The 26,111-nt window shown below is 49.0% G+C and carries 21 protein-coding genes and 2 pseudogenes; 12 read left to right on the top strand and 11 right to left on the bottom strand.

Features of this window, described 5'->3' with window-relative positions; translation table 11 throughout:
• Positions 1–67: 67 nt before the first annotated feature.
• The 5 genes and pseudogenes from Q0Z70_RS09120 to Q0Z70_RS09100 all read right to left on the bottom strand — a co-directional run.
• A pseudogene (locus Q0Z70_RS09120) lies at positions 68–1,183 on the bottom strand (SusC/RagA family TonB-linked outer membrane protein); the annotation flags it as partial.
• Positions 1,184–1,392: 209 nt separating this feature from the next.
• The gene (locus tag Q0Z70_RS09115; RefSeq protein WP_298073808.1) at positions 1,393–2,046 is read right to left on the bottom strand and encodes an HAD family hydrolase; all 654 of its coding nucleotides are present in this window, start codon (positions 2,044–2,046) and stop codon (positions 1,393–1,395) included.
• Between the two features lie 181 nt (positions 2,047–2,227).
• The gene (locus tag Q0Z70_RS09110) at positions 2,228–3,907 is read right to left on the bottom strand and encodes a glycoside hydrolase 43 family protein (RefSeq protein WP_298073806.1); all 1,680 of its coding nucleotides are present in this window, start codon (positions 3,905–3,907) and stop codon (positions 2,228–2,230) included.
• A gap of 51 nt (positions 3,908–3,958) precedes the next feature.
• Complete coding sequence (locus Q0Z70_RS09105) at positions 3,959–5,185, bottom strand: DUF4861 domain-containing protein (RefSeq protein ID WP_298073805.1); 1,227 nt, start codon at positions 5,183–5,185, stop codon at positions 3,959–3,961.
• 184 nt (positions 5,186–5,369) lie between these two features.
• Positions 5,370–6,941, bottom strand: coding sequence for a glycoside hydrolase family 28 protein (locus Q0Z70_RS09100; RefSeq protein ID WP_298073803.1), 1,572 nt, complete (start codon positions 6,939–6,941; stop codon positions 5,370–5,372).
• A gap of 176 nt (positions 6,942–7,117) precedes the next feature.
• Here Q0Z70_RS09100 and Q0Z70_RS09095 point away from each other — a divergent pair, with 176 nt between their 5' ends.
• Positions 7,118–7,975 carry an enoyl-ACP reductase gene (locus Q0Z70_RS09095; RefSeq protein ID WP_298073802.1) on the top strand — a complete coding sequence of 286 codons (858 nt, stop codon included), beginning with the start codon at positions 7,118–7,120 and terminating at the stop codon, positions 7,973–7,975.
• Positions 7,976–8,058: 83 nt separating this feature from the next.
• Entirely contained in the window at positions 8,059–8,763 is a 705-nt protein-coding gene (locus Q0Z70_RS09090) for an SAM-dependent methyltransferase (RefSeq protein ID WP_298073800.1), read from the top strand.
• Positions 8,764–8,875: 112 nt separating this feature from the next.
• Here Q0Z70_RS09090 and lipA read toward each other — a convergent pair whose 3' ends face one another.
• Both lipA and Q0Z70_RS09080 read right to left on the bottom strand, forming a co-directional pair.
• Complete coding sequence (gene lipA / locus Q0Z70_RS09085; protein ID WP_298073799.1) at positions 8,876–9,733, bottom strand: lipoyl synthase; 858 nt, start codon at positions 9,731–9,733, stop codon at positions 8,876–8,878.
• A 10-nt stretch (positions 9,734–9,743) separates the two neighbouring features.
• Entirely contained in the window at positions 9,744–11,954 is a 2,211-nt protein-coding gene (locus Q0Z70_RS09080) for a S9 family peptidase (RefSeq protein ID WP_298073798.1), read from the bottom strand.
• A 327-nt stretch (positions 11,955–12,281) separates the two neighbouring features.
• Between Q0Z70_RS09080 and hisS the strand changes: the two genes are divergently transcribed.
• From hisS to Q0Z70_RS09035, 9 genes are all read left to right on the top strand, one after another.
• The gene (gene hisS / locus Q0Z70_RS09075; RefSeq protein WP_298073796.1) at positions 12,282–13,646 is read left to right on the top strand and encodes a histidine--tRNA ligase; all 1,365 of its coding nucleotides are present in this window, start codon (positions 12,282–12,284) and stop codon (positions 13,644–13,646) included.
• Between the two features lie 177 nt (positions 13,647–13,823).
• The gene (locus Q0Z70_RS09070; protein ID WP_021847043.1) at positions 13,824–14,096 is read left to right on the top strand and encodes a co-chaperone GroES; all 273 of its coding nucleotides are present in this window, start codon (positions 13,824–13,826) and stop codon (positions 14,094–14,096) included.
• A gap of 37 nt (positions 14,097–14,133) precedes the next feature.
• On the top strand, positions 14,134–15,768 hold the full coding sequence (groL, locus tag Q0Z70_RS09065) for a chaperonin GroEL (protein ID WP_298073793.1): 1,635 nt from the start codon (positions 14,134–14,136) through the stop codon (positions 15,766–15,768).
• A gap of 113 nt (positions 15,769–15,881) precedes the next feature.
• The gene (locus tag Q0Z70_RS09060; protein ID WP_298073791.1) at positions 15,882–16,823 is read left to right on the top strand and encodes a J domain-containing protein; all 942 of its coding nucleotides are present in this window, start codon (positions 15,882–15,884) and stop codon (positions 16,821–16,823) included.
• Between the two features lie 16 nt (positions 16,824–16,839).
• Positions 16,840–17,136 (top strand): chaperone modulator CbpM, encoded by a 297-nt coding sequence (locus Q0Z70_RS09055; protein ID WP_298073789.1) that lies wholly within the window; start codon positions 16,840–16,842, stop codon positions 17,134–17,136.
• A gap of 107 nt (positions 17,137–17,243) precedes the next feature.
• Complete coding sequence (locus tag Q0Z70_RS09050) at positions 17,244–18,434, top strand: C1 family peptidase (protein ID WP_298073810.1); 1,191 nt, start codon at positions 17,244–17,246, stop codon at positions 18,432–18,434.
• A gap of 345 nt (positions 18,435–18,779) precedes the next feature.
• Positions 18,780–19,667, top strand: coding sequence for an electron transfer flavoprotein subunit beta/FixA family protein (locus Q0Z70_RS09045; protein WP_298073787.1), 888 nt, complete (start codon positions 18,780–18,782; stop codon positions 19,665–19,667).
• Positions 19,668–19,671: 4 nt separating this feature from the next.
• On the top strand, positions 19,672–20,691 hold the full coding sequence (locus Q0Z70_RS09040) for an electron transfer flavoprotein subunit alpha/FixB family protein (RefSeq protein WP_298073785.1): 1,020 nt from the start codon (positions 19,672–19,674) through the stop codon (positions 20,689–20,691).
• Positions 20,692–22,398 carry an acyl-CoA dehydrogenase family protein gene (locus tag Q0Z70_RS09035; RefSeq protein ID WP_298073783.1) on the top strand — a complete coding sequence of 569 codons (1,707 nt, stop codon included), beginning with the start codon at positions 20,692–20,694 and terminating at the stop codon, positions 22,396–22,398.
• A 155-nt stretch (positions 22,399–22,553) separates the two neighbouring features.
• Here Q0Z70_RS09035 and Q0Z70_RS09030 read toward each other — a convergent pair whose 3' ends face one another.
• Positions 22,554–23,075 carry a flavodoxin gene (locus Q0Z70_RS09030; RefSeq protein WP_298073781.1) on the bottom strand — a complete coding sequence of 174 codons (522 nt, stop codon included), beginning with the start codon at positions 23,073–23,075 and terminating at the stop codon, positions 22,554–22,556.
• A 278-nt stretch (positions 23,076–23,353) separates the two neighbouring features.
• Between Q0Z70_RS09030 and Q0Z70_RS09025 the strand changes: the two genes are divergently transcribed.
• Positions 23,354–24,259, top strand: coding sequence for a helix-turn-helix transcriptional regulator (locus tag Q0Z70_RS09025; protein ID WP_298073779.1), 906 nt, complete (start codon positions 23,354–23,356; stop codon positions 24,257–24,259).
• Between the two features lie 191 nt (positions 24,260–24,450).
• On the opposite strand, the gene Q0Z70_RS09020 is transcribed toward Q0Z70_RS09025, so the two are convergent.
• From Q0Z70_RS09020 to Q0Z70_RS09010, 3 genes and pseudogenes are all read right to left on the bottom strand, one after another.
• Positions 24,451–25,203: a restriction endonuclease subunit S gene (locus Q0Z70_RS09020; protein ID WP_298073777.1), complete on the bottom strand. Its 753-nt coding sequence runs from the start codon at positions 25,201–25,203 to the stop codon at positions 24,451–24,453.
• Entirely contained in the window at positions 25,115–25,837 is a 723-nt protein-coding gene (locus tag Q0Z70_RS09015; protein WP_298073775.1) for a restriction endonuclease subunit S, read from the bottom strand. The genes Q0Z70_RS09020 and Q0Z70_RS09015 overlap by 89 nt, the downstream gene beginning before the upstream one ends.
• Positions 25,837–26,111, bottom strand: a pseudogene (locus Q0Z70_RS09010) (hypothetical protein); the annotation flags it as partial. The gene Q0Z70_RS09015 and the pseudogene Q0Z70_RS09010, both read right to left, overlap by 1 nt.

Raw genomic sequence — 26,111 nt, 5'->3', positions numbered from 1 at the left:
TATGGGGGTTATTATATAACGTACCGAGTCAGTCGAATATTTTGGTTAGCCCTGCCACGGAACTACGCCGCTGCCCCGAGAAACGGTTGTTGAAGTCAAAAGTAAGCCACTTGTTCAGCTGTGTTTGCAGTTTGGCAGTGATGTTGTTTCGTTCATAACCTGAGTTGACCATGATACTCTTTTCATCGTTACGTGACATGCTGACTGAGTATTTTGTCTCTTTTGTACCACCGCTGACACTTAGATTATATTGTTGTTGGATACCTGTACGACCAAACAGTTCTTCCTGATAATCGGTACCCTCCATGGATTTGTAGATATCCAAGTCATCGTATGCACCATAGTAAGTACCGTCTTGGTTCAATTCTTGTTGCCACATAACGTATTCATACGGATTAAGTACGCCGACGGCATCTATGCGCTTTCGCATACCTACTGAAGCTCCAAGGTTTACTTGCGTCTTGCCTTCGCTACCCGACTTGGTCGTGATGATGATAACGCCGTTGGCGCCTCGTGCACCATAAATAGCAGTTGAAGAAGCATCTTTTAATACATCAATGCTTTCAATGTCGGATGAAGCAATATCGCTGATGCTCGATACGGGGAAACCATCAACAATGTAGAGCGGCGAGTTGTCTTGTGACAACGAACCACCACCACGCACACGGATTTTGATGTCGGCATCAGGTGAACCTTCTGTCGTTGTGATGGACACACCGGCCAATTTTCCAGTCAGAGCTTCCGACACATTCGTGACAGGTACGGCTGTCAATTGTTCTGAGCTAACGGAGGAAACTGAACCTGTTAAGTCTCTTTTAGATACGGTACCATAACCGATGACTACAACTTCTTCCAGAGCTTGGGCGTCATCTTCCATAACGATGTCGATGTGTGTCTTCCCCATGACAGATGCTTCCTGCGTTGTCATACCTACATAAGAGAATACGATGATGGCATTGGCAGGTACATTAAGGGTGTAGTTACCGTCAATGTCTGTAATGGTACCATTACTGGTATTCCCTTTTTCAACTACGGAAGCACCGATGACGGTTTCTCCTGTTTTGTCTTTCACGGTACCTTTTACGGTTACGTTTTGCGCCGATACGCTGAGCGATATCAAGGCTACCAATAGGGTTAGTAGCGTGGTGCGCATGGTTTGCATCTTGTTAGACATTCTTAGCATGATATTAAATAATAAGTTAAGTTCCTATTTAGTGTGGTCGAACACACTGTTAATTCATCGCCACAAAAGTATAAGATTGCATACGCAGGTATGTGGAATATTTGTTTTTAGGGTGGGAATTTTTGTTATGAATGTGGACTTTAAGAATATTTCTCCAGAAAACATGTTGGGTAACATGTTTTTGAAATGGAAGGCGTATTTTGCCTTGCTCAGGCCAGGACAATGCTTTCGATTGCTTCTGGCTTATCGACAATATGCTTCGGACAAAAGGCTTCCAGTTCGGTGCGCGGGCGGAAGCCCCATGTAACGCCGCAGGCGGTGATATGGGCGTTGAGGGCTGTTTGCATGTCTACACCCGAATCGCCTACGTAGAGGGTGTCGTCGGGAGCGATGGAGGCCTGCTTGAGGATGTCGAAAACGATGGAAGGGTCGGGCTTGGAGGCTATTCCTTCACGCTGGCCATAGACGGCGACGAAGCGGATGGTGGGGAAGTAGCGGGCGATGAGCTTTTCGGTGGCCGACTGATATTTGTTGGAAGCCACGGCCAACTGGATTTGTTGGGATTGGAGGCGGGCCAACAGTTCGGAGATACCTGGGTAGGGACGGCTCTTGTCGGCATTGTGCAGGTCATAGTAAGGGATGAAGCGGCTACGGACTTTCAGAATGTTTTCTTCCGTTTTTCTTCCTTCAGGCAGGGCGCGTTCGAAGAGTTTGTTGATGCCGTTACCCACCATGAACTTGTAGGCGGCTTCTTCGTGGGTGGGGTAACCCAAAGTTTCAAGGACGTGGTTGGTGCTTTGTGCCAAGTCGGCGATGGTGTTCAGCAGGGTGCCGTCAAGGTCGAATATAACCAGCTTTTTCATTTTGTCTCTTCCTTCTGTTTCGTCTTTTCCGCGCAAAAGTAGCATTTGTTTTAATAGGACGGTCGGGGGTATGTGGAAAAAGCATCTTTTACAAGGAAAAAACAGCCTTTTCCTGTCCGAAAAGCATCGTTTAACAGGGAAAGGCCGTTTCTCTTATAGGATGGTTTGGACAGCTTGTACCTTACTTGGTGATGCGGAACCAGTCGATGTCTGCCCATCCGCCGTCGTTAGTCTTGATAGTGGGGCGAGTGCAGAAGGTACCTATCTTGGCACCTATCCATTTGCCTTCCCTGGCTTGGAAGGAATTGCCCAACTTCTTGAAACTCTTTCCGTTGAGGCTATAGCTGAAGTCGCACATTACCACAAGGTCGTGACCGCCTTCGCTCTCGGCTATCTTCTTGTCGTCACAACTGAATTTGACGCGCAGATAGACGGTTGGGTCGGTCAGGGAGGCGGAGGCGTTGACTTGTTCGGGTGTGCCTTTTTCGGCTTTGAGGCATTCCACTTGCGAGAGCACCAGCCCTTTCTCTGTATTTTCAAGGATAAGGCCGGCATAGTCGAGCCCCATCACGACGAGGCCTGTACGTTCACCCTTGTACTTGCCGATAGGTTTGAACGTGAGCTTCATCGTGGCGGTAAAGTTCTTGGCAGGCGTTTTTTGGAGGAGCAGGTTGGCTACGTCCCACAGGTTCCTGTAGCCTTCTACGACGGGGTAAGAGTAGAGACGGACGAGGCTTTGGTCGCCGGCATAGTAGGCCCACTTTTCGTTGATGTTGGCGTGCCATTGCCATTGGGGTGAGAGTGTGTAGCCGTCGAACTCGTCACTCTCCTGCGGAGTGCAGATGGGATAGGCTTTGCCCACGTTGGGTTTCTTGTATGTCAATACGGGTTGGCCACATCCGTCGCCGTCATTGTCTTCTCCGATGACAGGCCAACCGTCCATCCACTTGATGGGTTGGAGGTGTACGAGGCGGCCATAGGCGCCTACGTCCTGAAAGTGAAGGAACCAATCTTCGCCCGTTGGCGTGTCTACCCATGCGCCTTGATGGGGCCCGTTGACAGGTGTATCGCCTTGGGCTAACACCTTTTTCCATTCATAAGGTCCATAAACGTTCTTCGAGCGGAGCACAACCTGCCAGCCGGTGGGCACGCCGCCGGCGGGGTGGAAGATGTAGTAATAGTCGCCCTTTTTGTAAAACTTGGGGCCTTCGCATGTTTCGTGTGCTTCGTGCCCGTCGAAAATGATGCGCGAGGGGGTGATGGCCTGCGTGGCTTCGTCGTTTAGTTCGCAGATGGCGATGACGCTCTTTAGTTCGGCGCGGCTGCCTGCATAAGCATGTACCAGATAGACCTTGCCGTCGTCATCCCACAAGGGGCAGGTGTCGATGATGCCTTTGCCTGCCTTCACAAGTGCAGGCTCTGTCCAAGGCCCTTTGGGATCCTTGGCTTTTACCATGAAAGCACCCTGATCGGGGTCGCCCCAGAAGATGTAGAACTTGCCGTTGTGGTGGCGGATGGAGGGCGCCCATACGCGATTGCCATGTTCGGGCCGTTCAGGAGTACTTTCAGGAGTTAGTTTATAGGGGATGGCCGCACCGATGATGCTCCAGTTCACCAAGTCTTTGGAGTGAAGAATCTGGAGGCCTGGCAGGCAGTTGAAGCTCGACGAGGTCATGTAGAAATCGTCGCCTACGCGGCAAGCGTCGGGATCGGAGTAGTCGGCATAAAGGATAGGATTTTTATAGGTACCGTCGCCTTGGTCGGCTACCCATACCTTCGATACGTAGTTTTTCGTTTGTTGGGCGGATAGTGACATGCCGACCAGCATGCTGAGTCCTAATAATGCTTTTGACAAATTCATAATAGATAGGTTTATGTTTATGTACTTATACGGACGAAGGCTCGTTTACACTCAACGGATGATGGTAACCTTTATCGGATTTTCCAGTTCTTCCTTCCATTCCTGCATGTATTTAAACCATGCTTCGGAAGTAGGGTAGCCGAAAGTCTCCTTGCGTGAGGTGAACATGGTGTAATAGTAGAAGCTGTCGCTACCAGGGGCAGAGACGGTGTAGAGGAAGTTATCTTTATCCTTCACTTCTTTGCGGACATATTTCTGCGGGATGTAGGTGGCGATGCCGATGGTTTCCTTGGCATATTTTACCGTGTCGTTGACGGGCCAGTGTCTGCCCCAGCTACCTACCAGCCCTTTGTGGTCGGAGTAGGAAATGGTTTCGTTGCCCATGATGTTTTGCACGCCTGTACAGAAGGTCTCTTCCTCTAATGGTTCGGCAAAGGTCGTCTCGATGCGCAGGTCGCGATGGCCGGCATAGAGGATGTAGCGGTGCGTCATGGTCAGTTCCTTTCCCTGGTATTCCCATCCTTTGGCTTCCACTTCTGCGACGGTGCGGATGGGGCCATAGGCCAGAATGCGCTCTGTGCGGAAAGCTACAGGCGCCACGTGGGTAGCCTTCTGTCCGTCCCATCCCTTGAGGGCGCCGATGCCACAACTATTCCCCACCAGCAGCACGTCGTCGCCAAAGCCGCGTGCCAGTTGTTCGTCGTTGGGATAGAACTGGCTTTCCTTCAGCTCCATACCTTTATTAAACTTGCCGTATGGGTCAAGGGTTTGTTTCTCATTGAAATAGACGCGATAGCCTACGAGTTCGGATTCGAACATGGGGCCGTGGCCGTGTACCATGCTATAGAAGTCCGTTGTACCAGGCACAGTGATGGATTGTACGGGTGCGTGGCGGTTATTCTTGGCGTCGCGCGCCAGCATTTGGGCGAATACGCGGGCAGGATATTGTTTGGTCGGTTTGGCTGAAGACAGGGTGAGGATCAATTCTTTATTCGTATGGGCAGGCATGTCGATGACGAAAGCCAGTTCGTCCGCTTTCAGGTCACCGTTGAGATCGTCCAACTGGGAGGGAATTTCCTGCTGGTCGTCCATAACAACGGCCGAACGAACTTGGAATACGGCTCCCGTTTGGTCGAGGCGGATGACTACGGGTGCATCTTTTTGTACACGGTTGTCTGGGTTTTCGAGTTTGATCTTCAGTTGTATCGTCTCTTGTGCGGTCATCAGTATGCAGCTACCGCAAAGGATACTTACTAAGGCAAATAGTTTTCTTTTCATGATGTGTATGTGGTTTTAAAATTACTTTGTTACAAAAGTAATAAAAAAATGATAGTTTACGACGATTTTTCTGATTCAATCAAAAAAGATTTTCATCCCTGCGGTCTGAAGGGCAGACCACAGGGGTGATTTTAGTGAAACCTTTATTCCATTATTTGTGTTGATTTATGCCGTTAACTTGATGTTATTCGTTATGGTAGGTTTTCCCGTTAACTTTCACATTCTTGGAATCTTTTACCTGCAATACTTCTCCTTGCGTATCTACTTGCGTGTTGTCAATCGTCACGTTTTCTGCCTGGCTGATGACAATGCCTTGCTTGGCGTCGTTGATGACAATGTCCTTGATGTTGACATTGCGTATTGGCATCTCAGGCAGGCCGTTGAAGAACATGGCTCGACCTATGTTGCCGGCCGTGATATTTGAGATGTGGATGTCACGGAAGGCTGGTGTCTCCTCTGTTACAGGCGGGATGGCGGCCTTCATGCGTCCGGCCAGCTCCTCTTCGGTCTCTTCGCCGGCTCCCTTACCGCCGTAAAAGAGGTCGAACAACAGGGCTTCATGTGGGATGTCTATCATGTTAATGTGGTCAATGTAGATGTTCTCTACCACGCCGCCGCGTCCGCGGGTGCTCTTGAAGCGCAGGCCTACGTCGGTACCTAGGAAAGTGCAGTCGGAAACGTAAATGTTTTTCACGCCACCCGACATTTCGCTCCCTACCACGAAGCCGCCGTGTCCATGCAGGACAATGTTGTTCTTTACGATGACATTCTGGCATGGTTCGCCGCGCTTGCGGCCGTCTTCGTCTTTGCCTGACTTGATGCAGATGGCGTCATCGCCTGCATCGAATATGCTATTGATAATTAATGTATTGTTGCACGACTCCAGATCGAGCGCATCACCGTTCTGCGAATACCAGGGATTGAATACTTTGACGTTGTTGATCGTGATGTGTTCGCATGACAAGGGGTGCAGGCACCAGCTGGGTGAGTTCTTGAAAGTTACGCCTTCGAGCAGGACGTTCTTGCTTTTCACGATGTTGAGCAGGACAGGACGAAGCCAGGGGCGGATTTCGTCCCACTCCTCATCGGTTTCGATACCTACGGGGTTATTGAATTCCTTACAGGCTTTGGCGCCCTTGAGTGAGCCTTCGGTGGGATACCAGATATCATCCTCTACTATGCCGCCTGAGGTAACAAGCGTCTTCCATTGCGAAGATGTGAGTTTCCCTTTCTTGACAGGACGCCAGCTGTCGCCCGAGCCGTCGAATACCCCATGACCTGTGATGGCGATGTTTTCAGCGTTTCGTGCCGAGATAGGCGACTGGCAACGGCGTGTCTCGAGTCCTTCGAACGAGGTCTTTATAATAGGATAAGCCTGAAAATCGTCTGTAAACAATACCAGCGCGTTCTTTTCTGTATAAAGGTTGACGTTGCTCATCAGTTCGATAGGCCCCGTCAGCCATAAACCTTCAGGGATGATCACTTTGCCTCCTCCCTTTTCGTTAACAGCTTTGATGGCATCGTTGATGGCTTGGGTATTCAGCGTTTTGCCATCGGCTTTAGCTCCAAAGTTTTTGATGTTAACCGTATAATCGGGGAAAGACGGTTGGATGACTTGAGGCATATTAAAAGGCAGGTTCTCGTAAATGCTGTTGTCAATGTCGCTTTTGCATTGCGTGGTTTCCGCCTGTTGTGTGCAAGCCACAGGAACAATTACGCTGGCAAGCACTAATAACTTTTTGACAAATGTGTCCATTCGTAATAGCTTTTGAATTTTACTATCACAAAAGTACCGTAATATCCTCGGTCTTGTGTGTATTATTTGTTTGTTTAGGTGTATTTTTTATCATTTAGCCACTTCCTTCCCTCGCTTTTTCGGGAAACTTACGTGGAAACTTCCTATCTTTGCGGCGTAAACTTTAAAAAATAGGTATGAGTTACAATTTATTGAAAGGGAAAAAAGGCATTATTTTCGGTGCTCTGAACGAGCAGTCCATTGCTTGGAAGGTCGCAGAAAAAGCTGTTGAAGAGGGTGCAATCATTACGTTGTCTAACACCCATGTAGCTGTCCGCATGGGCGAAGTATCTGCTTTGGCTGAGAAGTTACATTGTGAGGTAATCCCTGCCGACGCTACCAGCGTAGAAGATCTGGAGAATGTGTTCAAGCGTTCCATGGAAATCCTAGGCGGACCGGTCGATTTTGTACTCCATTCCATTGGAATGTCTCCCAACGTGCGTAAGAAACGTACGTACGACGATTTGGATTACGATATGTTGAGCAAGACACTGGATATCTCCGCTGTGTCTTTTCACAAAATGATACAGGTTGCCAAGAAGCTGGGTGCCGTTGCTGATTACGGTTCTATCCTGGCACTGAGCTACGTAGCTGCACAACGTACATTCTATGGTTATAACGACATGGCTGATGCTAAGGCTCTGCTCGAGTCGATCGCGCGCAGCTTCGGTTACATCTATGGACGTGAACACCACGTGCGTGTCAACACTATCTCCCAGTCGCCCACAATGACTACAGCCGGCTCGGGTGTGAAAGGCATGGACAAACTGCTCGACTTTGCCAATCGCATGTCACCGCTGGGCAACGCTTCGGCCGATGAGTGTGCCGACTATTGCATCATGATGTTTTCCGATCTCACCCGCAAGGTTACCATGCAGAACCTTTATCACGACGGTGGTTTCTCCAGTGTGGGTATGAGTCTCCGTGCTATGGCTACTTACGAGAAGGGCCTCGACGAATATAAAGATGCCAACGGAAACATTATCTACGGCTAAAAGATGTATAATGGATAATAGAGTATTTTTCCGTTATCCATTTTTTCATTATTTCTCTTTCACTCTCAAGTTTAATTATACCGATGGAAACTGCACTCTATCTGCTGCCTGTTACCTTGGGCGACACTCCGTTGGAAAAAGTACTACCTATATATAATAAGGAAATCATAGCTGGCATCCACCATTTTATTGTAGAAGACGTCCGTTCAGCCCGTCGTTTTCTGAAGAAAGTAGACAAGGATAAGGACATTGATTCCCTGATTTTCTATCCGCTCAACAAACATACGTCCCCTACAGACATTTCGGGCTATTTGAAACCACTTGAAGGAGGTTTGTCTATGGGAGTCATTTCTGAAGCTGGTTGTCCGGCCGTGGCCGATCCAGGTACTGACGTAGTGGCTATTGCCCACAGCAAGGGTCTGAAGGTGGTGCCCCTTGTAGGCCCTTCGTCCATTATCCTATCTATCATGGGATCGGGTTTTAACGGGCAGAGTTTTGCCTTCAATGGTTATTTGCCCATCAATCCGGTCGAGCGTGTCAAAAAACTGAAGCAACTGGAGCAACGAGTCTATGCCGAGCACCAGACGCAGCTTTTCATCGAGACTCCTTATCGCAACAACAAGATGTTAGAGGATATTCTTCAGACTTGTCGCCCGCAAACATGGCTTTGCATAGCGGCCAACATCACGTGCGAGGGCGAATTTATCCGTACACGCACCATTAAGGATTGGAAGGGGCACACGCCAGACTTGACCAAAATCCCCTGCATCTTCCTGCTTTATCAATGAGTCTTAGATAGAATAGTCTCTCTTTATCCGTATTTATAGATCATTGAGAATATACGATTGCCTGTCACGTTGCTTCCGGTATTAAGAGGCTGGATTGTTCAGCCTCTTTTCTTTATTTCTTAAGGTGATGGATCGATTTTTCTGCATGGTAGGATGATCGCACCAGCGGACCGCTTTCCACTTGTGTAAAGCCTTTCTTCATTCCCATTTCTTCGTAGCGTTTGAATTGGTCGGGAGTAATATATTCGGCCACAGGATAATGGCGGCGCGAGGGTTGCAGGTACTGGCCGATGGTCATGATTTGGCAACCTGCGTCCCGCAGGTCGTCCATCAGTTCCTCGATCTCGGTGGGCGTTTCGCCTAAGCCCACCATAATGCCCGATTTGGCCGTGATGCCACTGGCAGCTATCTGGCGGATAACGTTGAGGCTTGTATCATAGCGGGCGGCGCTGCGCACCAGAGGACTGATGCGACGCACAGTCTCCATGTTGTGACTGATGATGTCTGGATGGGGTTCAATGACCTGTCCTACCAGCTCCTTGCGTCCTTGGAAGTCTGGAATCAGCACCTCGATGGTAGTATTGGGGTTCAAGCGGCGTATTTCACGGATGGTTTGTGCCCAGTGAACGGCACCTAAGTCGGGCAGGTCATCACGGTCGACGGAGGTTACTACGGCATGCGAGAGCTTCATTAGCCGTACCGACTCGGCCACATGTGTGGGTTCTTGCGGGTCGAGGGATAGGGGGTGTCCCGTTTGTGTGTTGCAGAACTTGCAACTACGGGTGCAGATGTTGCCGCCTATCATGAAGGTGGCCGTGCCCCGTCCCCAGCATTCGCCCATGTTGGGGCATCGGCCGCTGCTACAGATGGTGTGCAGGCAGTGTGACTCAACGATGCGTTTCGTCTCGGTGTAGCGTTCATTTGTGCCGATACTTATTTTAAGCCATTCAGGCTTACGTACTCGTACCATTCTCCATTCATTAAAGGTTGTTTTTAAAGAACTCTGTCAGTCGCGTGTACAAGTGCATGCTTGTATTGCCGCCAAAGATGCTGTGGTTACGGTTGGTGTAAACCTGCATTTCAAACTGTTTGCCCAGCTGAACTAAGTGTTCGGCATATTCGGCACAGTTTTGGTAGTGCACGTTGTCGTCGGCCATGCCATGTACCAGCAGCAGGTGTCCGTTCAGCTTGTCGGCTCGGGTGAAGGTCGATGAAGCCTTATAGCCTTCGGCGTTCTCCTGCGGTGTGCGCATGAAGCGTTCACCATAGACAGTGTCGTAGTAGTTCCAGTCGGTTACGGCCGCAACGGCTACGCCCGCCTTGAACACCGGTGTGCCCTCGCTCATGCTCATGATGGTCATGTAGCCGCCAAAGCTCCAGCCCCAAATGCCGATGCGGTTCTTGTCCACATAGGGTAGGTTGCCCAAGTAGAGGGCTGTCTCCACTTGGTCGCGGGCTTCTTTGACGCCTAAGTTCAGATAGGTGCACTTTTCGAAGTCGGCACCGCGTCCGCCCGTGCCGCGTCCGTCCACACACACTACGACGTAACCTTGCGAGGCCATGAATGTTTCCCAGCTGATGCCGAAGGCGTCGAGCACCTGTTGCGAGCCTGGGCCGCTGTACTGGTATTGCAAGACAGGATATTTCTTGCTGGGGGAGAAGTCGGTGGGCTTCATCATCCAACCGTTCAGCTGTGTGCCATCGGTAGTGGTGAAGCTGAAGAATTCTTTTTTCGGCAGGTTGTATTCGGCCAGCAGAGCCGTCAGTTTTTTGTTATCCACAAGAGTAGTGAGCACCTGTCCCCGGTTGTCATTCAGCGTGATGACCATCGGCGTGTTGAGGTTGGTGTAGCGGTTCAGGTAGTATTTCATATCCGTACTGAACAGGGCCGAGTTGGTACCTTGTTGCGTGGAGAGTTTCAGCTTCTTGCCTTTGCGGTCTGTTTTATAGACAGCGGTGCGCATAGGGCTCTCTTCGTTGCTGGTGTAGTAGAAAGAGTCTTCCTGTGGGTCGTAGCCTAAGAAAGTTTTTACCTCGAAGTTGCCCGAAGTGACTTGCTTGGATAGACTTCCCGTCATGTTGTACCAATAGAGGTGATTGTAGCCGCTTCGCTCACTGACGAAGCTGAAATTGTTGTCGTAGAAAATCACCTGGTCAAAGACATTCTCCTTAATGTATTTGTCGCTTTCGTCACGAAGCACCAGCTTGCACATCGTGCTGCGTGGATTGGCGAAATAGAGGTCGAGGCGGTTCTGGTGGCGGTTCAGCGTCATGATGGCCAGCTTTTCGGGATCTTTGGTGAAGCGGATGCGGGGAATGTAGCCGTCCTCGTCCAGAGGTACGTCGATCTGGCGGATGACCTTACTCTTGATGTCGAACGTATGGACGCTGACCTTCGAATTGGCTTCGCCTGTTTTGGGGTACTTGTATTCATAGGCGCCGGGATACTTCTCGTAGGCCTTGATGTGAGGCTTTTCTCCAGCAAAAAGGGGAAAGGAGTAGGATTTTACCTTGCTCTCGTCCCAGCGCACGAAGGCTAATATCTTGCTGTCGGCGCTAAACTCCAGGGCGCGGTTGTAGGAGAACTCCTCTTCGTACACCCAGTCGGGTGTGCCGTAGATGATTTTGTTACGTTCGCCGTCCTTGGTTACTTGGCTTTCACTGTTTCCGTAGTAGCGCTTCACGAGGAATACGTTGTTGTCACGTACAAAAGCTACCATCGAACCGTCTGGCGAAAAGACGGGCACTTGTTGCGGTCCGCCGTCCGAGAGCTTTTCCACCACGTTGTTGATTTTCCCCTCAAGGTTACGCTTCAGACTGTACAAGTAGTGCACGGCCGTGTACGAGCGGCGGTAGATGGGGGTTGTCTCGGTGGCGATGAGTAGCATCGAACCGTCTGGCGAGAAGCTATAGCTGTCGAAACGTTTGAAGGGACACTCGCGGGCAGTGGCGGCATCGAACAGCACTTCTACCTGCTTGCCGGTCTTGAAGGAATATTTAATGATTTGTGTGCCTTCGGCGTTCATCTGCGAATAATGCTCGCCGTCGCCGGGGATGGGGATGACTCCGTAGATGGTTTCCGCGCGAAACTTACCCCTCACGACATCTTCCAGTGTGAGTGGCTTTCCGCCTTGAGCGTAGGCTGCCAGCGTCAGAAGGCAGCAGAGTAGGGTAATGCTGATTTGCTTCATGTCTCTTTTTTGTTTTTTTGCAAAGATAAGCCACATTCGGACGAATGCCAAAAAAACGCCCTTGTCAAGGCGTAAAAATCTGTTAACAAGTTCCGCTTTTTGCGTTAATAAAACTAATGCACTGTTTCTCAATCGTGAAAACGATGCTTAGCGGCAGACAAAGCGACGCTTTCTTCTCGATAGAAATGCAGGTTAAGAGAGTCAGGCGGTTTTTTGAAAATGGGTGGAAGATGACATTTCCGATGTGAAATTGCTTCGATTTGCTGGAAACTTCTGATAAAATACTGTAACTTTGTGGCTTGATTTTGAAATGTAACTGATACGATTATGGCAGCAAAACCTTGTATCCCGAAGGGATCCCGTGACTTTTCGCCCATAGAGATGGCGAAACGCAACTATATATTTGACACCATCCGCAACGTTTACCACCTCTACGGTTTCCAGCAGATAGAGACACCTGCTATGGAAATGCTCTCTACCCTGATGGGCAAATATGGCGAGGAGGGCGACAAGCTCCTGTTCAAGATACAGAACTCCGGCGATTACTTCTCTGGTTTGACTGATGAAGAATTGCTGAGTCGTAATGCCTCCAAGCTGGCCAGTAAGTTCTGTGAGAAGGGTTTGCGCTACGATCTCACCGTACCCTTTGCACGCTATGTGGTGATGCATCGCGACGAGCTGACGTTCCCCTTCAAGCGCTACCAGATACAGCCCGTATGGCGTGCCGATCGTCCGCAGAAGGGACGCTATCGCGAGTTCTATCAGTGCGATGCCGATGTGGTGGGCAGCGACTCCCTGCTCAACGAAGTGGAGCTGATGCAGATTGTAGATACCGTATTCAGCCGCTTTGGTATCCGTGTCTGCATCAAAATTAACAACCGGAAGATACTGACCGGCATCGCCGAGATTATCGGTGAAGCCGACAAGATAGTGGACATCACCGTGGCTATCGACAAGTTGGACAAGATAGGATTGGATAATGTGAATGCCGAACTGCGCGAAAAGGGTATCGACGACGCAGCCATCGCCAAGCTGCAACCTATCATCCTGCTTAGCGGCTCGAACGAAGAGAAGTTGGCCACGCTGAAAAAGGTACTGGACGCCAGCGAAACGGGTCTGAAAGGCGTAGCTGAAACGGAATTTATCTTGACGACTCTGAAGAGGATGAAGTTGAAGAACGAAATCGAATTGGACTTGACGCTGGCCCGAGGGCTGAACTATTACACGGGTGCCATATTCGAAGTGAAGGCAATCGACGTACAGATAGGAAGCATCACCGGCGGCGGACGCTATGACAACTTGACAGGAGTCTTTGGCATGGCAGGTGTCAGTGGTGTAGGCATCTCGTTCGGTGCCGACCGTATTTTCGACGTGCTCAACCAGCTTGACCTTTATCCGAAGGAAGCTGTAAACGGCACGCAGCTCCTTTTTATCAATTTTGGTGAAAAGGAAGCAGCCTTCTCGATGCAAGTTTTGGCACAAGTCCGTGCAGCAGGTATACGGGCTGAAATCTTCCCCGATGCCAGCAAGATGAAGAAGCAAATGAGTTATGCCAACGTCAAAGGCATCCCCTTCGTGGCACTGGTGGGCGAGAACGAGATGAACGAAGGCAAGGTGACACTGAAGAACATGGAGACGGGCGAGCAGAAGCTTGTGACGTCTGAGGAACTGATGGTTGAGTTGGAGAAGTAATCCGGTGTTATTGGATGTGTCGAAAGCTGTAATTATTGCATAAATTGGACTCGGCAGTGTCAAATTGGCAGTTTTATTCTGACAAAATAAGTTTGGTACGCTTTTCGTATATCCTTTTTCGCTTGCGTCAGGCAGGCGGAAATTAAGAAAATAGTATAATATAAAAATGTAAAGACTATGAACATTAAACCATTGGCAGACAGAGTTCTGATACTCCCTGCACCCGCAGAAGAAAAAACGATCGGCGGTATCATCATCCCTGATACGGCTAAAGAAAAGCCCCTAAAAGGTGAAGTGATTGCAGCCGGCAACGGTACGAAAGACGAAGAAATGGTGCTGAAAGCAGGCGACCATGTACTCTATGGCAAGTATGCCGGCACGGAAATCGAACTTGACGGCACCAAATATCTGATTATGCGTCAAAGTGATGTACTCGCTGTACTGGGATAAATTTTTATTTTTCAATCATCAATTAAATTAAAAAATCATGGCTAAAGAAATTTTGTTTGATATAGATGCCCGCGACCAATTGAAGAAGGGCATCGACACACTGACTAACGCCGTAAAAGTAACCCTGGGTCCGAAAGGCCGTAACGTTATTATCGAGAAAAAGTTCGGGGCTCCCCATATCACGAAGGACGGTGTAACCGTTGCTAAGGAAGTGGAATTGGCCGACGCTTATCAGAACACCGGTGCACAACTGGTTAAGGAAGTCGCTTCGAAAACAGGCGATGACGCAGGTGATGGCACAACAACCGCTACCGTATTGGCTCAGGCTATTGTAGCTGAGGGATTGAAGAACGTAACGGCTGGTGCCAGTCCGATGGATATTAAGCATGGCATTGACAAAGCTGTTGCCAAGGTGGTTGAATCCATCAAGTCTCAGTCTGAGATGGTAGGCGACAACTACGACAAGATAGAGCAAGTAGGTACCGTGTCTGCCAATAACGATCCTGTTATCGGTAAGCTCATTGCCGATGCTATGCGCAAGGTTTCCAAAGACGGAGTCATCACCATTGAGGAGGCTAAGGGTACAGATACGACTATCGGCGTAGTAGAAGGTATGCAGTTTGACCGTGGTTATCTGTCGGCTTACTTCGTAACCAATACCGAGAAGATGGAATGTGAGATGGAGAAACCTTACATTTTGATCTATGACAAGAAGATTTCCAACCTGAAAGATTTCTTGCCTATTCTCGAACCCGCCGTACAGACAGGCCGTCCTCTGTTGGTAATTGCAGAAGATGTAGACAGCGAGGCATTGACTACCCTGGTAGTAAACCGTCTGCGTAGCCAGTTGAAAATCTGTGCAGTTAAAGCTCCGGGCTTTGGCGATCGTCGTAAGGAAATGTTGGAAGATATCGCCATACTGACGGGTGGTGTAGTTATCAGTGAAGAGAAAGGCTTGAAATTGGAACAGGCTACTATCGAAATGTTGGGAACTGCCGAGAAGGTAACCATCACGAAAGACAATACGACTATCGTAAACGGTGCCGGCGACAAGGAGAATATCAAGGAGCGTTGCGAGCAGATCAAGGCTCAGATTGCCTCTACAAAGAGCGATTACGACCGTGAGAAGCTTCAGGAGCGTTTGGCCAAGTTGTCAGGTGGTGTGGCAGTGCTCTACGTAGGTGCTGCTTCCGAAGTTGAGATGAAGGAAAAGAAAGACCGTGTGGACGATGCTTTGCGTGCAACGCGTGCTGCTATCGAAGAAGGTATCGTGCCGGGTGGTGGTGTAGCTTACATCCGTGCCCTTGAGTCGCTCGAAGGTCTGGAAGGCGACAATGCTGACGAGACAACTGGTATCCACATTATCAAGCGTGCCATCGAAGAACCGCTCCGCCAGATTTGCGCTAACGCAGGCAAAGAAGGTGCCGTGATTGTTCAGAAGGTTCGTGAAGGGAAGGGAGACTTTGGTTATAACGCACGTACCGATGTGTACGAGAACTTGCATGCAGCAGGCGTGGTAGATCCCGCTAAGGTTACTCGTGTAGCTTTGGAGAATGCCGCTTCTATCGCAGGCATGTTCCTGACAACGGAGTGTGTCATCGTCGAGAAGAAGGAAGACAAGCCCGAAATGCCGATGAACCCCGGTATGGGTGGCATGGGCGGCATGATGTAATCGGCCGATTTTCCCTGATACATTAAACCTATAAGCAGCCGCGGTGTCTTGTCAGAGAGATACCGCGGCTTTTATATATGAACCGTTAACCATTTAACCATCAATCATTAACTATGGCTTTTATAGATTATTACCAAGTATTGGGCGTGGACAAAAGCGCTTCGCAGGACGACATCAAGAAGGCCTACCGCAAGCTGGCGCGCAAGTTCCATCCCGATTTGAACCCCAACGATCCTACAGCCAAGGAAAAGTTTCAGGCTATCAACGAGGCAAACGAGGTGCTGAGTGACCCTGAGAAGCGTAAGAAGTACGACGAATATGGCGAACATTGGAAGCATGCCGACGAATTTGAGGCACAGAAGCAGGCCCGTGGTTTCGGAGGTTTCGATGTTGGAGCACAGGAATTCCATACGGACGGCAACGGTACTTATTGGTATTCGTCCGATGGACAGGAGTTTACAAGTAGCAGTGCAGGCGGCTTTTCCGATTTCTTCGAGGAACTTTTCGGTTATCGTGGTAGAGGAGGACAGAGTGCTCAGGGAGGCTTCCGAGGCCAAGACTATCAGACCAAACTGAATTTGACACTTCGTGAGGCCGCACAGACCCACAAGCAAGTGCTCAGTGTAGGTGATAAACAAGTGCGCATCACCATCCCTGCCGGCGTGGCCAATGGTCAGGTCATCAAGTTGAAGGGCTATGGAGCTCCGGGCATGAACGGGAGCCCAGCGGGTGATCTTTACATTACGTTTGTCATTGCCGACGACCCTGTGTTCAAGCGGCTGGGCAACGACCTGTATGTTGATGTCTATACCGACTTCTATACGGCCTTGCTGGGCGGCGAACAGATTGTCAATACTTTAGACGGACAGGTGAAATTGAAGGTAAAACCTGGCACGCAGAGCGGTACTAAGGTACGTCTCAAAAGCAAGGGATTTCCTATCTACAAGCAGGAAGGAGTGCAGGGCGACCTGATTGTGACCTATCATGTCCAGTTGCCTACCCATCTGACGGAGGAACAGAAAGACCTGTTTCGTAAAATTCAGCGTATGAACTAACTAAAAACGAACCGTTATGCAGAATGAATTGATTGTTATCAGCGATTATTGTGATAAATGTCATATAGAACCTTCGTTCATCAACCTCCTGCAGGAAAATGAACTGGTCGACATCTTGTTTGACGAAGGTCGTCCCTGCCTTGCTTTCTCCCAGCTGCCCGACGTGGAACGTTATAGCCGTATGTATTACGACCTCTCCATCAATATGGAAGGTATTGATGCCATCCATCACTTATTGGAGCGTATGGACGAGATGCAACGCGAGATACACGACCTGCGCACTCGCCTGCGGATGTATGGAGATGTGTTTTGATGTTTTCCGCAATGGCCTGAACGACGCGGAAAAAGATTGTTTGGCTTATTGATAAATTTGACTATCTTTGTAGCCGATAATGAAAACTTCTAAATAATGTAATCATGATGAAAAAAACAATCCTCGTTGCTACATTGGCATTGCTGGCCTTCGACATGTCGGCCAAGAAGAAAGCTGAGCCCAAAGAAGAAGGCTTTGTTTTCACTACCGTAAAGGAAAATCCCATCACCAGCATCAAGAACCAAAACCGTTCGAGCACGTGCTGGTGCTTCTCCAGCCTCGGCTTTTTGGAGAGTGAATTGCTGCGTTTGGGCAAGGGCACTTACGATTTGTCCGAGATGTTCGTCGTACACCACACTATGGTAGACCGTGCCGTTAACTACGTGCGCTATCATGGCGATGCACCTTTCTCGCCTGGCGGAAGCTTCTATGACGTCATGTATTGTATGAAGAACTATGGCCTTGTTCCGCAAGAAGCCATGCAGGGTATCATGTACGGCGATACTCTGCCTGTACACAATGAACTGGATGCTGTGGCCGGCGCTTATGTGAAGGCCATTGGTAAAGGAAACTTCAGCAAGCTGACACCTGTATGGAAAAACGGTATCAGTGCCATCTATGATACTTATCTGGGCAAATGTCCCGAAACCTTCACTTACGAAGGCAAGGAATATACTCCGAAGAGTTTTGCCGCCAGTCTGGGCATCAACCCCGATGACTACGTGTCACTGACTTCATACACCCACCATCCTTTCTACACACAGTTTGCCATTGAGATTCAGGATAACTGGCGAAACGGCTTGTCCTACAACCTGCCTATCGACGAGCTGATGGCCGTTATGGACAATGCTATTCGCGCAGGTTACACCGTCGCATGGGGTAGCGATGTGAGCGAGCAGGGATTTACTCGTGATGGTATCGCCGTTGTGCCCGATGCAGATCGGGGTGCCGAACTGACAGGTTCTGATATGGCTCGCTGGACAGGTATGACTGCTACGGACAAGCGTAAGGAACTGACTTCTCGTCCTCTGCCCGAAATAGAAGTAACACAGGACATGCGCCAAATTGCCTTCGACAACTGGGAAACGACTGACGACCATGGTATGATTATCTATGGTATTGCCACAGACCAGAACGGTAAAGAATACTTCATGGTAAAGAACTCTTGGGGATTGAGCGGTAAATACAAAGGTATTTGGTATGCTTCCAAAGCGTTTGTTGCCTATAAGACGCTGAACATCCTGGTACACAAGGATGCTGTGCCTGCCGAAATCAAGGCTAAGTTGGGTATTAAATAAGAAAATATAATATAGACTTTTATTAGGAAAGTCAGCCTTTTGTTATGCGAAAGGCTGGCTTTTTTTGTGCCGAAACCGTCATGTTGCATACAGGAAAACAGTGAATGCACAAAAACTCATTGTTGATATTAAGGGGCAGAACAACGTAAGCTCCCGTTCGGTTTTCTTGTTTTAAACGGGTAGGGAAGCGGGTCGTAATTGCTCATTCCCGCCTATATTGTGCATTTTCTGTCTTTATTGCTTGCCAAACCCGACACTTTCCGTAAATTTGCAGGCTGATAGCCAACTATATATTGGCTGTTGGCATAAATAGAAAGAAAATATTTATACTAATTATATAATATCATGAGTTTGAAAATCGTAGTATTGGCAAAACAAGTGCCTGACACCCGCTGTGTGGGCAAGGATGCCATGAACGCCGACGGTACTATCAACCGTGCGGCCCTTCCGGCCATCTTCAATCCGGAAGACCTCAATGCGCTGGAGCAGGCGCTACGTCTGAAAGACGCACACCCGGGCTCGACCGTCACCATGCTCACCATGGGGCCGGGACGTGCGGCTGAAATCATTCGCGAAGGACTATATCGTGGTGCTGACGGCGGATATTTGCTGACCGACCGCGCCTTTGCCGGTGCTGACACACTGGCTACCTCGTATGCATTGGCTACGGCTATCCGCAAGATAGGAGAGTACGACATCATCGTGGGCGGTCGCCAGGCCATTGACGGTGATACGGCACAGGTAGGTCCGCAGGTGGCCGAGAAACTGGGCTTGCCGCAGATTACTTATGTAGAGGAAATTCAGGAAGTGAAAGAGGGCCGTATCCGTGTAAAGCGCCATATTGATGGCGGTGTGGAGACCGTAGAGGCTCCGCTGCCCATCGTACTCACCGTGAACGGTAGTGCCGCTCCTTGCCGTCCGCGCAATGCCAAGTTAGTGCAGAAGTATAAACGTGCCATGGGCGGACAGGAGAAAGCAGCCCTGACCAAAGACGGCGCTGAACTGCCCTATACATTGCTCTACGAACAGCGCCCCTACCTGAACATCACGGAATGGAGCGTGGCCGACGTCAATGGCGACATCAAGCAATGTGGTCTTAGCGGTTCGCCCACCAAGGTGAAGAAGATCGAGAACATCATCTTCCAGACCAAGGAAAGCAAGACCCTGACAGGCAGCGATGCGGATGTAGAAAATCTGATTGTTGAACTTTTGGCTAACCATACTATCGGATAAGATTATGAACAACGTATTTGTATATTGTGAGATGGACGGCTGCCATGTTGCCGACGTCAGTCTCGAACTTTTGACTAAAGGCCGTAAGTTAGCCAACGAATTGGGCTGCCAGCTGGAAGCTATCTGCGCCGGCGCCGGCCTTGAAGGTGTAGAAAAACAAGTGTTGCCTTTCGGTGTAGACCGCGTACATGTGTTCGACGCTCCGGGTCTCTTCCCTTATACGTCTCTGCCTCACACTTCCATTCTTATCAATCTGTTCAAGGAAGAGAAGCCGCAGATTTGTCTGATGGGAGCTACCGTCATCGGTCGCGACCTTGGTCCGCGTGTATCTTCTGCTCTGACCAGCGGATTGACAGCCGATTGTACCCAACTGGAAATCGGCAGCCACGAGGACAAGAAGAGCGGCGTGACTTATGAAAACCTGCTCTACCAGATCCGTCCCGCTTTCGGCGGTAATATCGTAGCCACTATCGTCAACCCCGAACACCGTCCGCAGATGGCGACCGTCCGCGAAGGTGTGATGAAGAAAGAAATCCTCGACGAGAACTATCAGGGCGAAGTCATCCGTCACGACGTGGCCAAGTACGTCCCCGAAACGGACTACGTAGTGAAAGTCATCGACCGTCATGTAGAAAAAGCCAAGCATAACCTGAAGGGTGCTCCTATCATAGTGGCCGGAGGTTATGGCATGGGTTCGAAAGAAGGCTTCGACATGCTGTTCGAACTGGCGAAGGAACTCCACGCCGAGGTAGGTGCCAGCCGTGCCGCCGTCGATGCCGGTTTTGCCGACCATGACCGTCAGATCGGTCAGACCGGTGTAACGGTTCATCCCAAGCTGTATATTGCCTGCGGTATCTCCGGGCAGATCCAGCACATTGCCGGTATGCAGGATGCAGGTATCATCATCTCTATCAACAACGACGAGAACGCTCCCATCAACACGATTGCCGACTATGTCATCAATGGAACGGTGGAAGAAGTAATTCCCAAAATGATTAAGTACTACAAAAAGAACAGTAAGTAAATGGCAAATTTTTATACTGAACACCCGGAATTGCGCTTCCATCTGAACAATCCGATGATGGAACGTATTTGCGAACTCAAGGAACGCGACTATAAAGATAAGGATGAGTACGACTACGCGCCGCAGGACTATGCCGACGCGATAGACTCATACGACAAAGTATTGGAAATCACCGGCGAAATTACCGGTGAAGTGATTGCCGCTAACGCAGAAGGCGTGGACGAAGAAGGCCCTCACTGCGGCAACGGCCGTGTGGAATATGCCAGCGGTACGAAGCAGAACCTCGATGTCATGGTGAAGGCCGGACTGAACGGCATGACTATGCCGCGCTGCTACGGCGGCCTTAACTTCCCCATCACTCCATATACCATGTGTGCGGAGATTGTGGCCCAGGCCGATGCCGGCTTCGGCAACATCTGGTCGTTGCAGGATTGTATCGAGACGCTGTACGAATTTGGTAACGAAGATCAGCACAGCCGTTTCATCCCTCGCATCTGCGCCGGCGAAACCATGTCCATGGATTTGACCGAACCCGATGCCGGTTCTGACTTGCAGAGCGTCATGCTGAAGGCAACCTACGACGAAGCCAACCAGTGCTGGCGCCTGAACGGTGTGAAGCGATTTATCACCAACGGCGACGCCGACCTGCACCTCGTACTGGCCCGTTCGGAAGAAGGTACGCGCGATGGCCGCGGCCTCTCCATGTTCATCTACGACAAGCGCGACGGCGGTGTGGATGTACGCCGCATCGAGAACAAGCTCGGCATTCACGGCTCGCCCACTTGTGAATTGGTTTACAAGAACGCCAAGGCCGAACTTTGCGGTGACCGCAAGTTAGGCTTGATTAAGTATGTGATGGCGCTGATGAACGGTGCCCGTTTGGGTATCGCCGCACAGTCTGTCGGTCTCAGCCAGGCCGCCTACGACGAAGGTCTGGCTTATGCCAGAGACCGCAAGCAGTTCGGCAAAGCCATCATCGAGTTCCCCGCCGTTTACGATATGCTGGCCACGATGAAAGCCAAGCTCGACGCAGGCCGCTCGCTGCTCTATCAGACTTCGCGCTACGTCGACATCTACAAGGCGCTGGACGACATCGCCCGCGAGCGCAAGCTGACGCCCGAAGAACGTCAGGAACAGAAGCGCTTCGCCAAGATGGCCGACGCTTTCACGCCGCTGGCCAAGGGTATGAACTCCGAATATGCCAACCAGAACGCCTACGACTGCATCCAGATACATGGCGGTTCCGGCTTTATGATGGAATACGCCTGCCAGCGCATCTACCGCGACGCCCGCATCACAAGCATTTACGAAGGTACGACCCAGTTGCAGACGGTGGCTGCCATCCGCTACGTAACGAACGGAACCTATGCTTCCATCCTGCGTGAGTACGAACAAATCCCGTGCGGTGAGGCCATACAGCCGCTGATGGATCGTGTGAAGGAAATGACCAACAAGCTGGAAGCCTGCACCAACGCCGTGAAGGAAGCCCAGAATCAGGAGTTGCTCGACTTTACCGCACGCCGCCTCTACGAGATGGCTGCCGACTGCGTGATGTCACAACTCATCATCCAGGATGCTGCGAAAGCGCCCGAACTCTTCGCACAATCGGCACAAGTGTACGTCAATTACGCTGAGGCCGAAGTGGAGAAGCACTTCAACTTCATCCGCAAGTTCAAGGTTGAAGAACTGGAAAGCTATCGCAAGTAACAGGTCTGCCTTCGGGCGACATACAGTAAACTAAAAGAGGATGTCCTCGTTGTGAGAGCATCCTCTTTCTGTCTTTTGGGGCCGTCGTCAGTCCTCTGTCTCAAATCCGGCTTTGCTCGGTATCATGCCATTTTTCTCATGACCCGTCCACCTTATTATTTCAGTTTGTTCAGCCAATTCTTCACACTTTTTCTGGCCTGTTCGCGGGCGTTTTGCGCTGTCGCTCCACGTATTGCCAGGCCTTCCGATACAGTGGCGCCCCGGCAAACCTTCTTCAGTTTGCTTTCCGTGCCGGACAATCCGCTGCCTTCATGCGTACAGAACGGGATGACCGTCTTGCCCTGCCAGTCATGTTTCTCGATGAACGTATAGACGGGCATCGGCATATCTCCCCACCAGTTGGGATAACCGATGAAGATGACGTCATAGTCTGCTACCGCCGCATCCCCCTTAATGGCTGGACGGGCTTTGGCAGCCAGCTCCCGTTTGGCCACTTCCGTACATTCCGTGTAACCGTCGGGATAAGGCGTTACCGGTTCGATGCGATAAAGATCGCCGCCTGTCTCGGCCGCTATCATCTCGGCAACGATGTGGGTATTGCCTTTCTCAATGTGTCCTACGGCATAATTCTCGCCTGTCCGTGAGAAGAACGCCACGAGTGTTTTTTTCGTTTTCATATCTGGTTCCTTTCTTTGATGATTTTGTGCACATGATGTGCAGGGCAGCATGGCGAACAGCATCGCACCCAATGCAAATGATTTCAGTTTCATACAATTCATCCTTCTGTTATAACGTCCGTTTCTTAAAATCCACTGCAAAGTTAGCCGGTTCATAAATGCCGGTTGTTATACAAAATACGGATAGTCTTCACAAAAACACTGATATTGTTTCGCATGGTATGGGAATGCCGATAATGTTCCTTACTTTTGTATCGCGAAACTTCAATGGAAATAATATGGAGCATGCATTACTGAACATAGAGACGGTAACGGAATACGACGATATGCTTGGTGTGGAGACCTTGCATCCGCAAGTCAGCGTGATAGACTTGTCGAAAGCCAAACCTATGCGCCACATGCGGCATACGTTCAACTTCTATGTGATATTTCTGAAAGACGAAAAAAACTGCGACTTGATATACGGGCGCCAACGGTATGACTACCGGAAAGGCTCGGTCGTCTGCCTGGCTCCGGGACAGGTTATCGGCATCGACGACACGGGTGAGGAATTCCAGCCCAAAGGCTACGCACTGTGCTTTCATCCCGATTTGATTTACGGGACCAATCTTGGACGTAGCATGAAAGAGTATGTCTTCTTCTCTTACGAAGTCAACGAGGCATTGCACCTTTCGGAACGGGAACGCACAATATTCATTGACTGCCTGATGAAGATACGGGAAGAGCTTCAACACCCCATAGACCGGTTGAGCAAACGCTTGATAACAAACCATATCGAGCTGTTGCTTAACTATTGCCTCCGTTTCTACGAACGCCAGTTCATCACGAGACAAAACATGAACCGTGACGTCTTGACCCGTTTTGAGGCCTTACTCGACAATTACTTTACGGGCGACAACGCCTTGCGGAAAGGATTGCCCACCGTGAAATACTGTGCCGGCGAACTTTGCTTTTCGCCCAACTACTTCGGCGACCTGATTAAGAAAGAAACGGGGAAGACAGCTTTGGAATGGATACAAAACAAAATCATCAGCACCGCAAAGGAACGGTTGCTTTTCTCCTCCGGCTCTATCAGCCAGATTGCCTGTAACCTCGGATTTCAATATCCCCAGCATTTTACACGGGTATTCAAAAGAATGACCGGAATGACTCCCAACGAATATAGAGAAAAAGCCGATGCGTGAAGACACAGTGCGTCGAGGCGGCAGTACAACGCCTTTGAACCGTCAGTTTAAAGGCTTTGTACTGATAGTTTAAAGACGTTGTACCGACAGTTTAAAGGCGTTGAACTGGCAGTTTATTAACGGTAGACTGGAAATAAACTGGGATTTATTCTATATGGCGCTGATATTGCAGGCATTAGAGATGTAATCATTTACGCCTCTAATGCCTTTTGAATGTTATCAAGAACCGAAAAAAGTTCTTCTATCTTATGAACGATACGCTGTTGCTCGGCAAGAGGAGGCAGTGATATTATCTCATTTTTTACTATATCGCCAGATATTGCCTTAAATGTAGTTCCTGTAGCTTGATTCTCAAACCTTTTCTGTAATGTCTGCAATAAATAGAAATAAAAGTCAACATCACCTTTAAAAGGTTTTAATGAACATAAGCCACGCCCAATGCAAATTTTGTTTTGTGTTATATTTACAATACCTACAGGAGCCCGAACACATAATAATAAAGAATTTGCATCTGCTATTTTTGTTGGTTCAGCAGTGAAAATATTTGATGACCTAAGATATTTATCAGAAAAACATAATTTTCCTTGATGAAATTCTATTCCTTTATTTTTATTAATAGAATCACCATTAGGAGACTGACCCATAGTTATTTTTAGAATATCACAAAGGCGACAATAACCCCACCCATTCGGTAACTTCTCACTATGCCCGTTATCGGTTGTTATTTGGGCATTGGGATTAATGCGTTTGAGCAGTTCCGATGCGGGTTCGTCGTTTGGGTCTTGCGGCACAAGTTTCCCGTGAATAGCAAGGTCGAGAATTTTGTTCTTGGTTTGCTTAATGATTGCTTGTAAATCAGATTTGCCTTGTTCGATTTGGTTTATTAAAGTAAACCAATGCTCTATCTCTGCGACAATACGATATTGTTCGGCTAATGGTGGCAATGCAAATTATAATATTGTGTAGATCATTAGCAGACAGACTCATTAAGCCTATTCCTTTCCCTTTTATTCCTCCTTTCGCTTTGCTATTCATTAGAGAAAAAAGGAAGTATTTGGTGCATACTGGAATATATGCCCTTAGTCTATGAAGATGATTTTGAATGCATATAGGACTATCATAATTCCAAATGGCTGCTCTTCCTATGTCTCCGCCTTCACAGACAAGAAGATCACCTTTTTTTGCTGTGTATTTTTCAATCTCTGATTCTATAAAACGCATCTCTTTGACTTCGGAAAAATCAAACTTATCCCAATACACATTAGAAGTTGTAATGTATCTGTGTAATTTTCCCTTTTGAGTAAGTGATGTTTTTTGCTTCCCATTATTATGTTGAAAGATATCCCCTAATATTGACCAACACCATCCATTAGGCAATATATTCTCATAATGGGGCGTATCAGAAGTTTTTGATGTTTTTTTGGATGGCTTTATTTTTCCTTCCTTAATCAACAGTTCTTTCTCCGCTTTGATACGCTCAAGCAATACAGATGCAGGCTCGTCATTCGGGTCTTGCAGTACAAGTTTGCCATGAATAGCAAGATCGAGTATCTTTTGACGTAATTTTTTTGTATCCATTACTCTTTAATCTCTTGCGGGTTGTTAAATATGAAATTACAGATTCTTTCAGCGGCTTTCTGATTTGCAGATTCAATATCATCCTTCCCCCAGAAATCAGACGGATATGAAGATAATGCTGTTGCTATACCAAAACTGCTTCCAACATAACCTTTTTTGTCCTGTACAAGTGTCCCTTTTTTTGTTTTAAACCAATCTCTGTCTAGTCCTGAAATAGCGTTACAACAAAAAGTAACATTATGGAAAAGACAGAAACAAAGTACGTTAAGCGCAC

This window comes from uncultured Bacteroides sp., from assembly GCF_947632445.1.
Lineage (GTDB): Bacteria > Bacteroidota > Bacteroidia > Bacteroidales > Bacteroidaceae > Bacteroides.
Note: the sequence above shows the minus strand (reverse complement) of the source record. Positions and strands in the feature narration are given on the sequence as shown.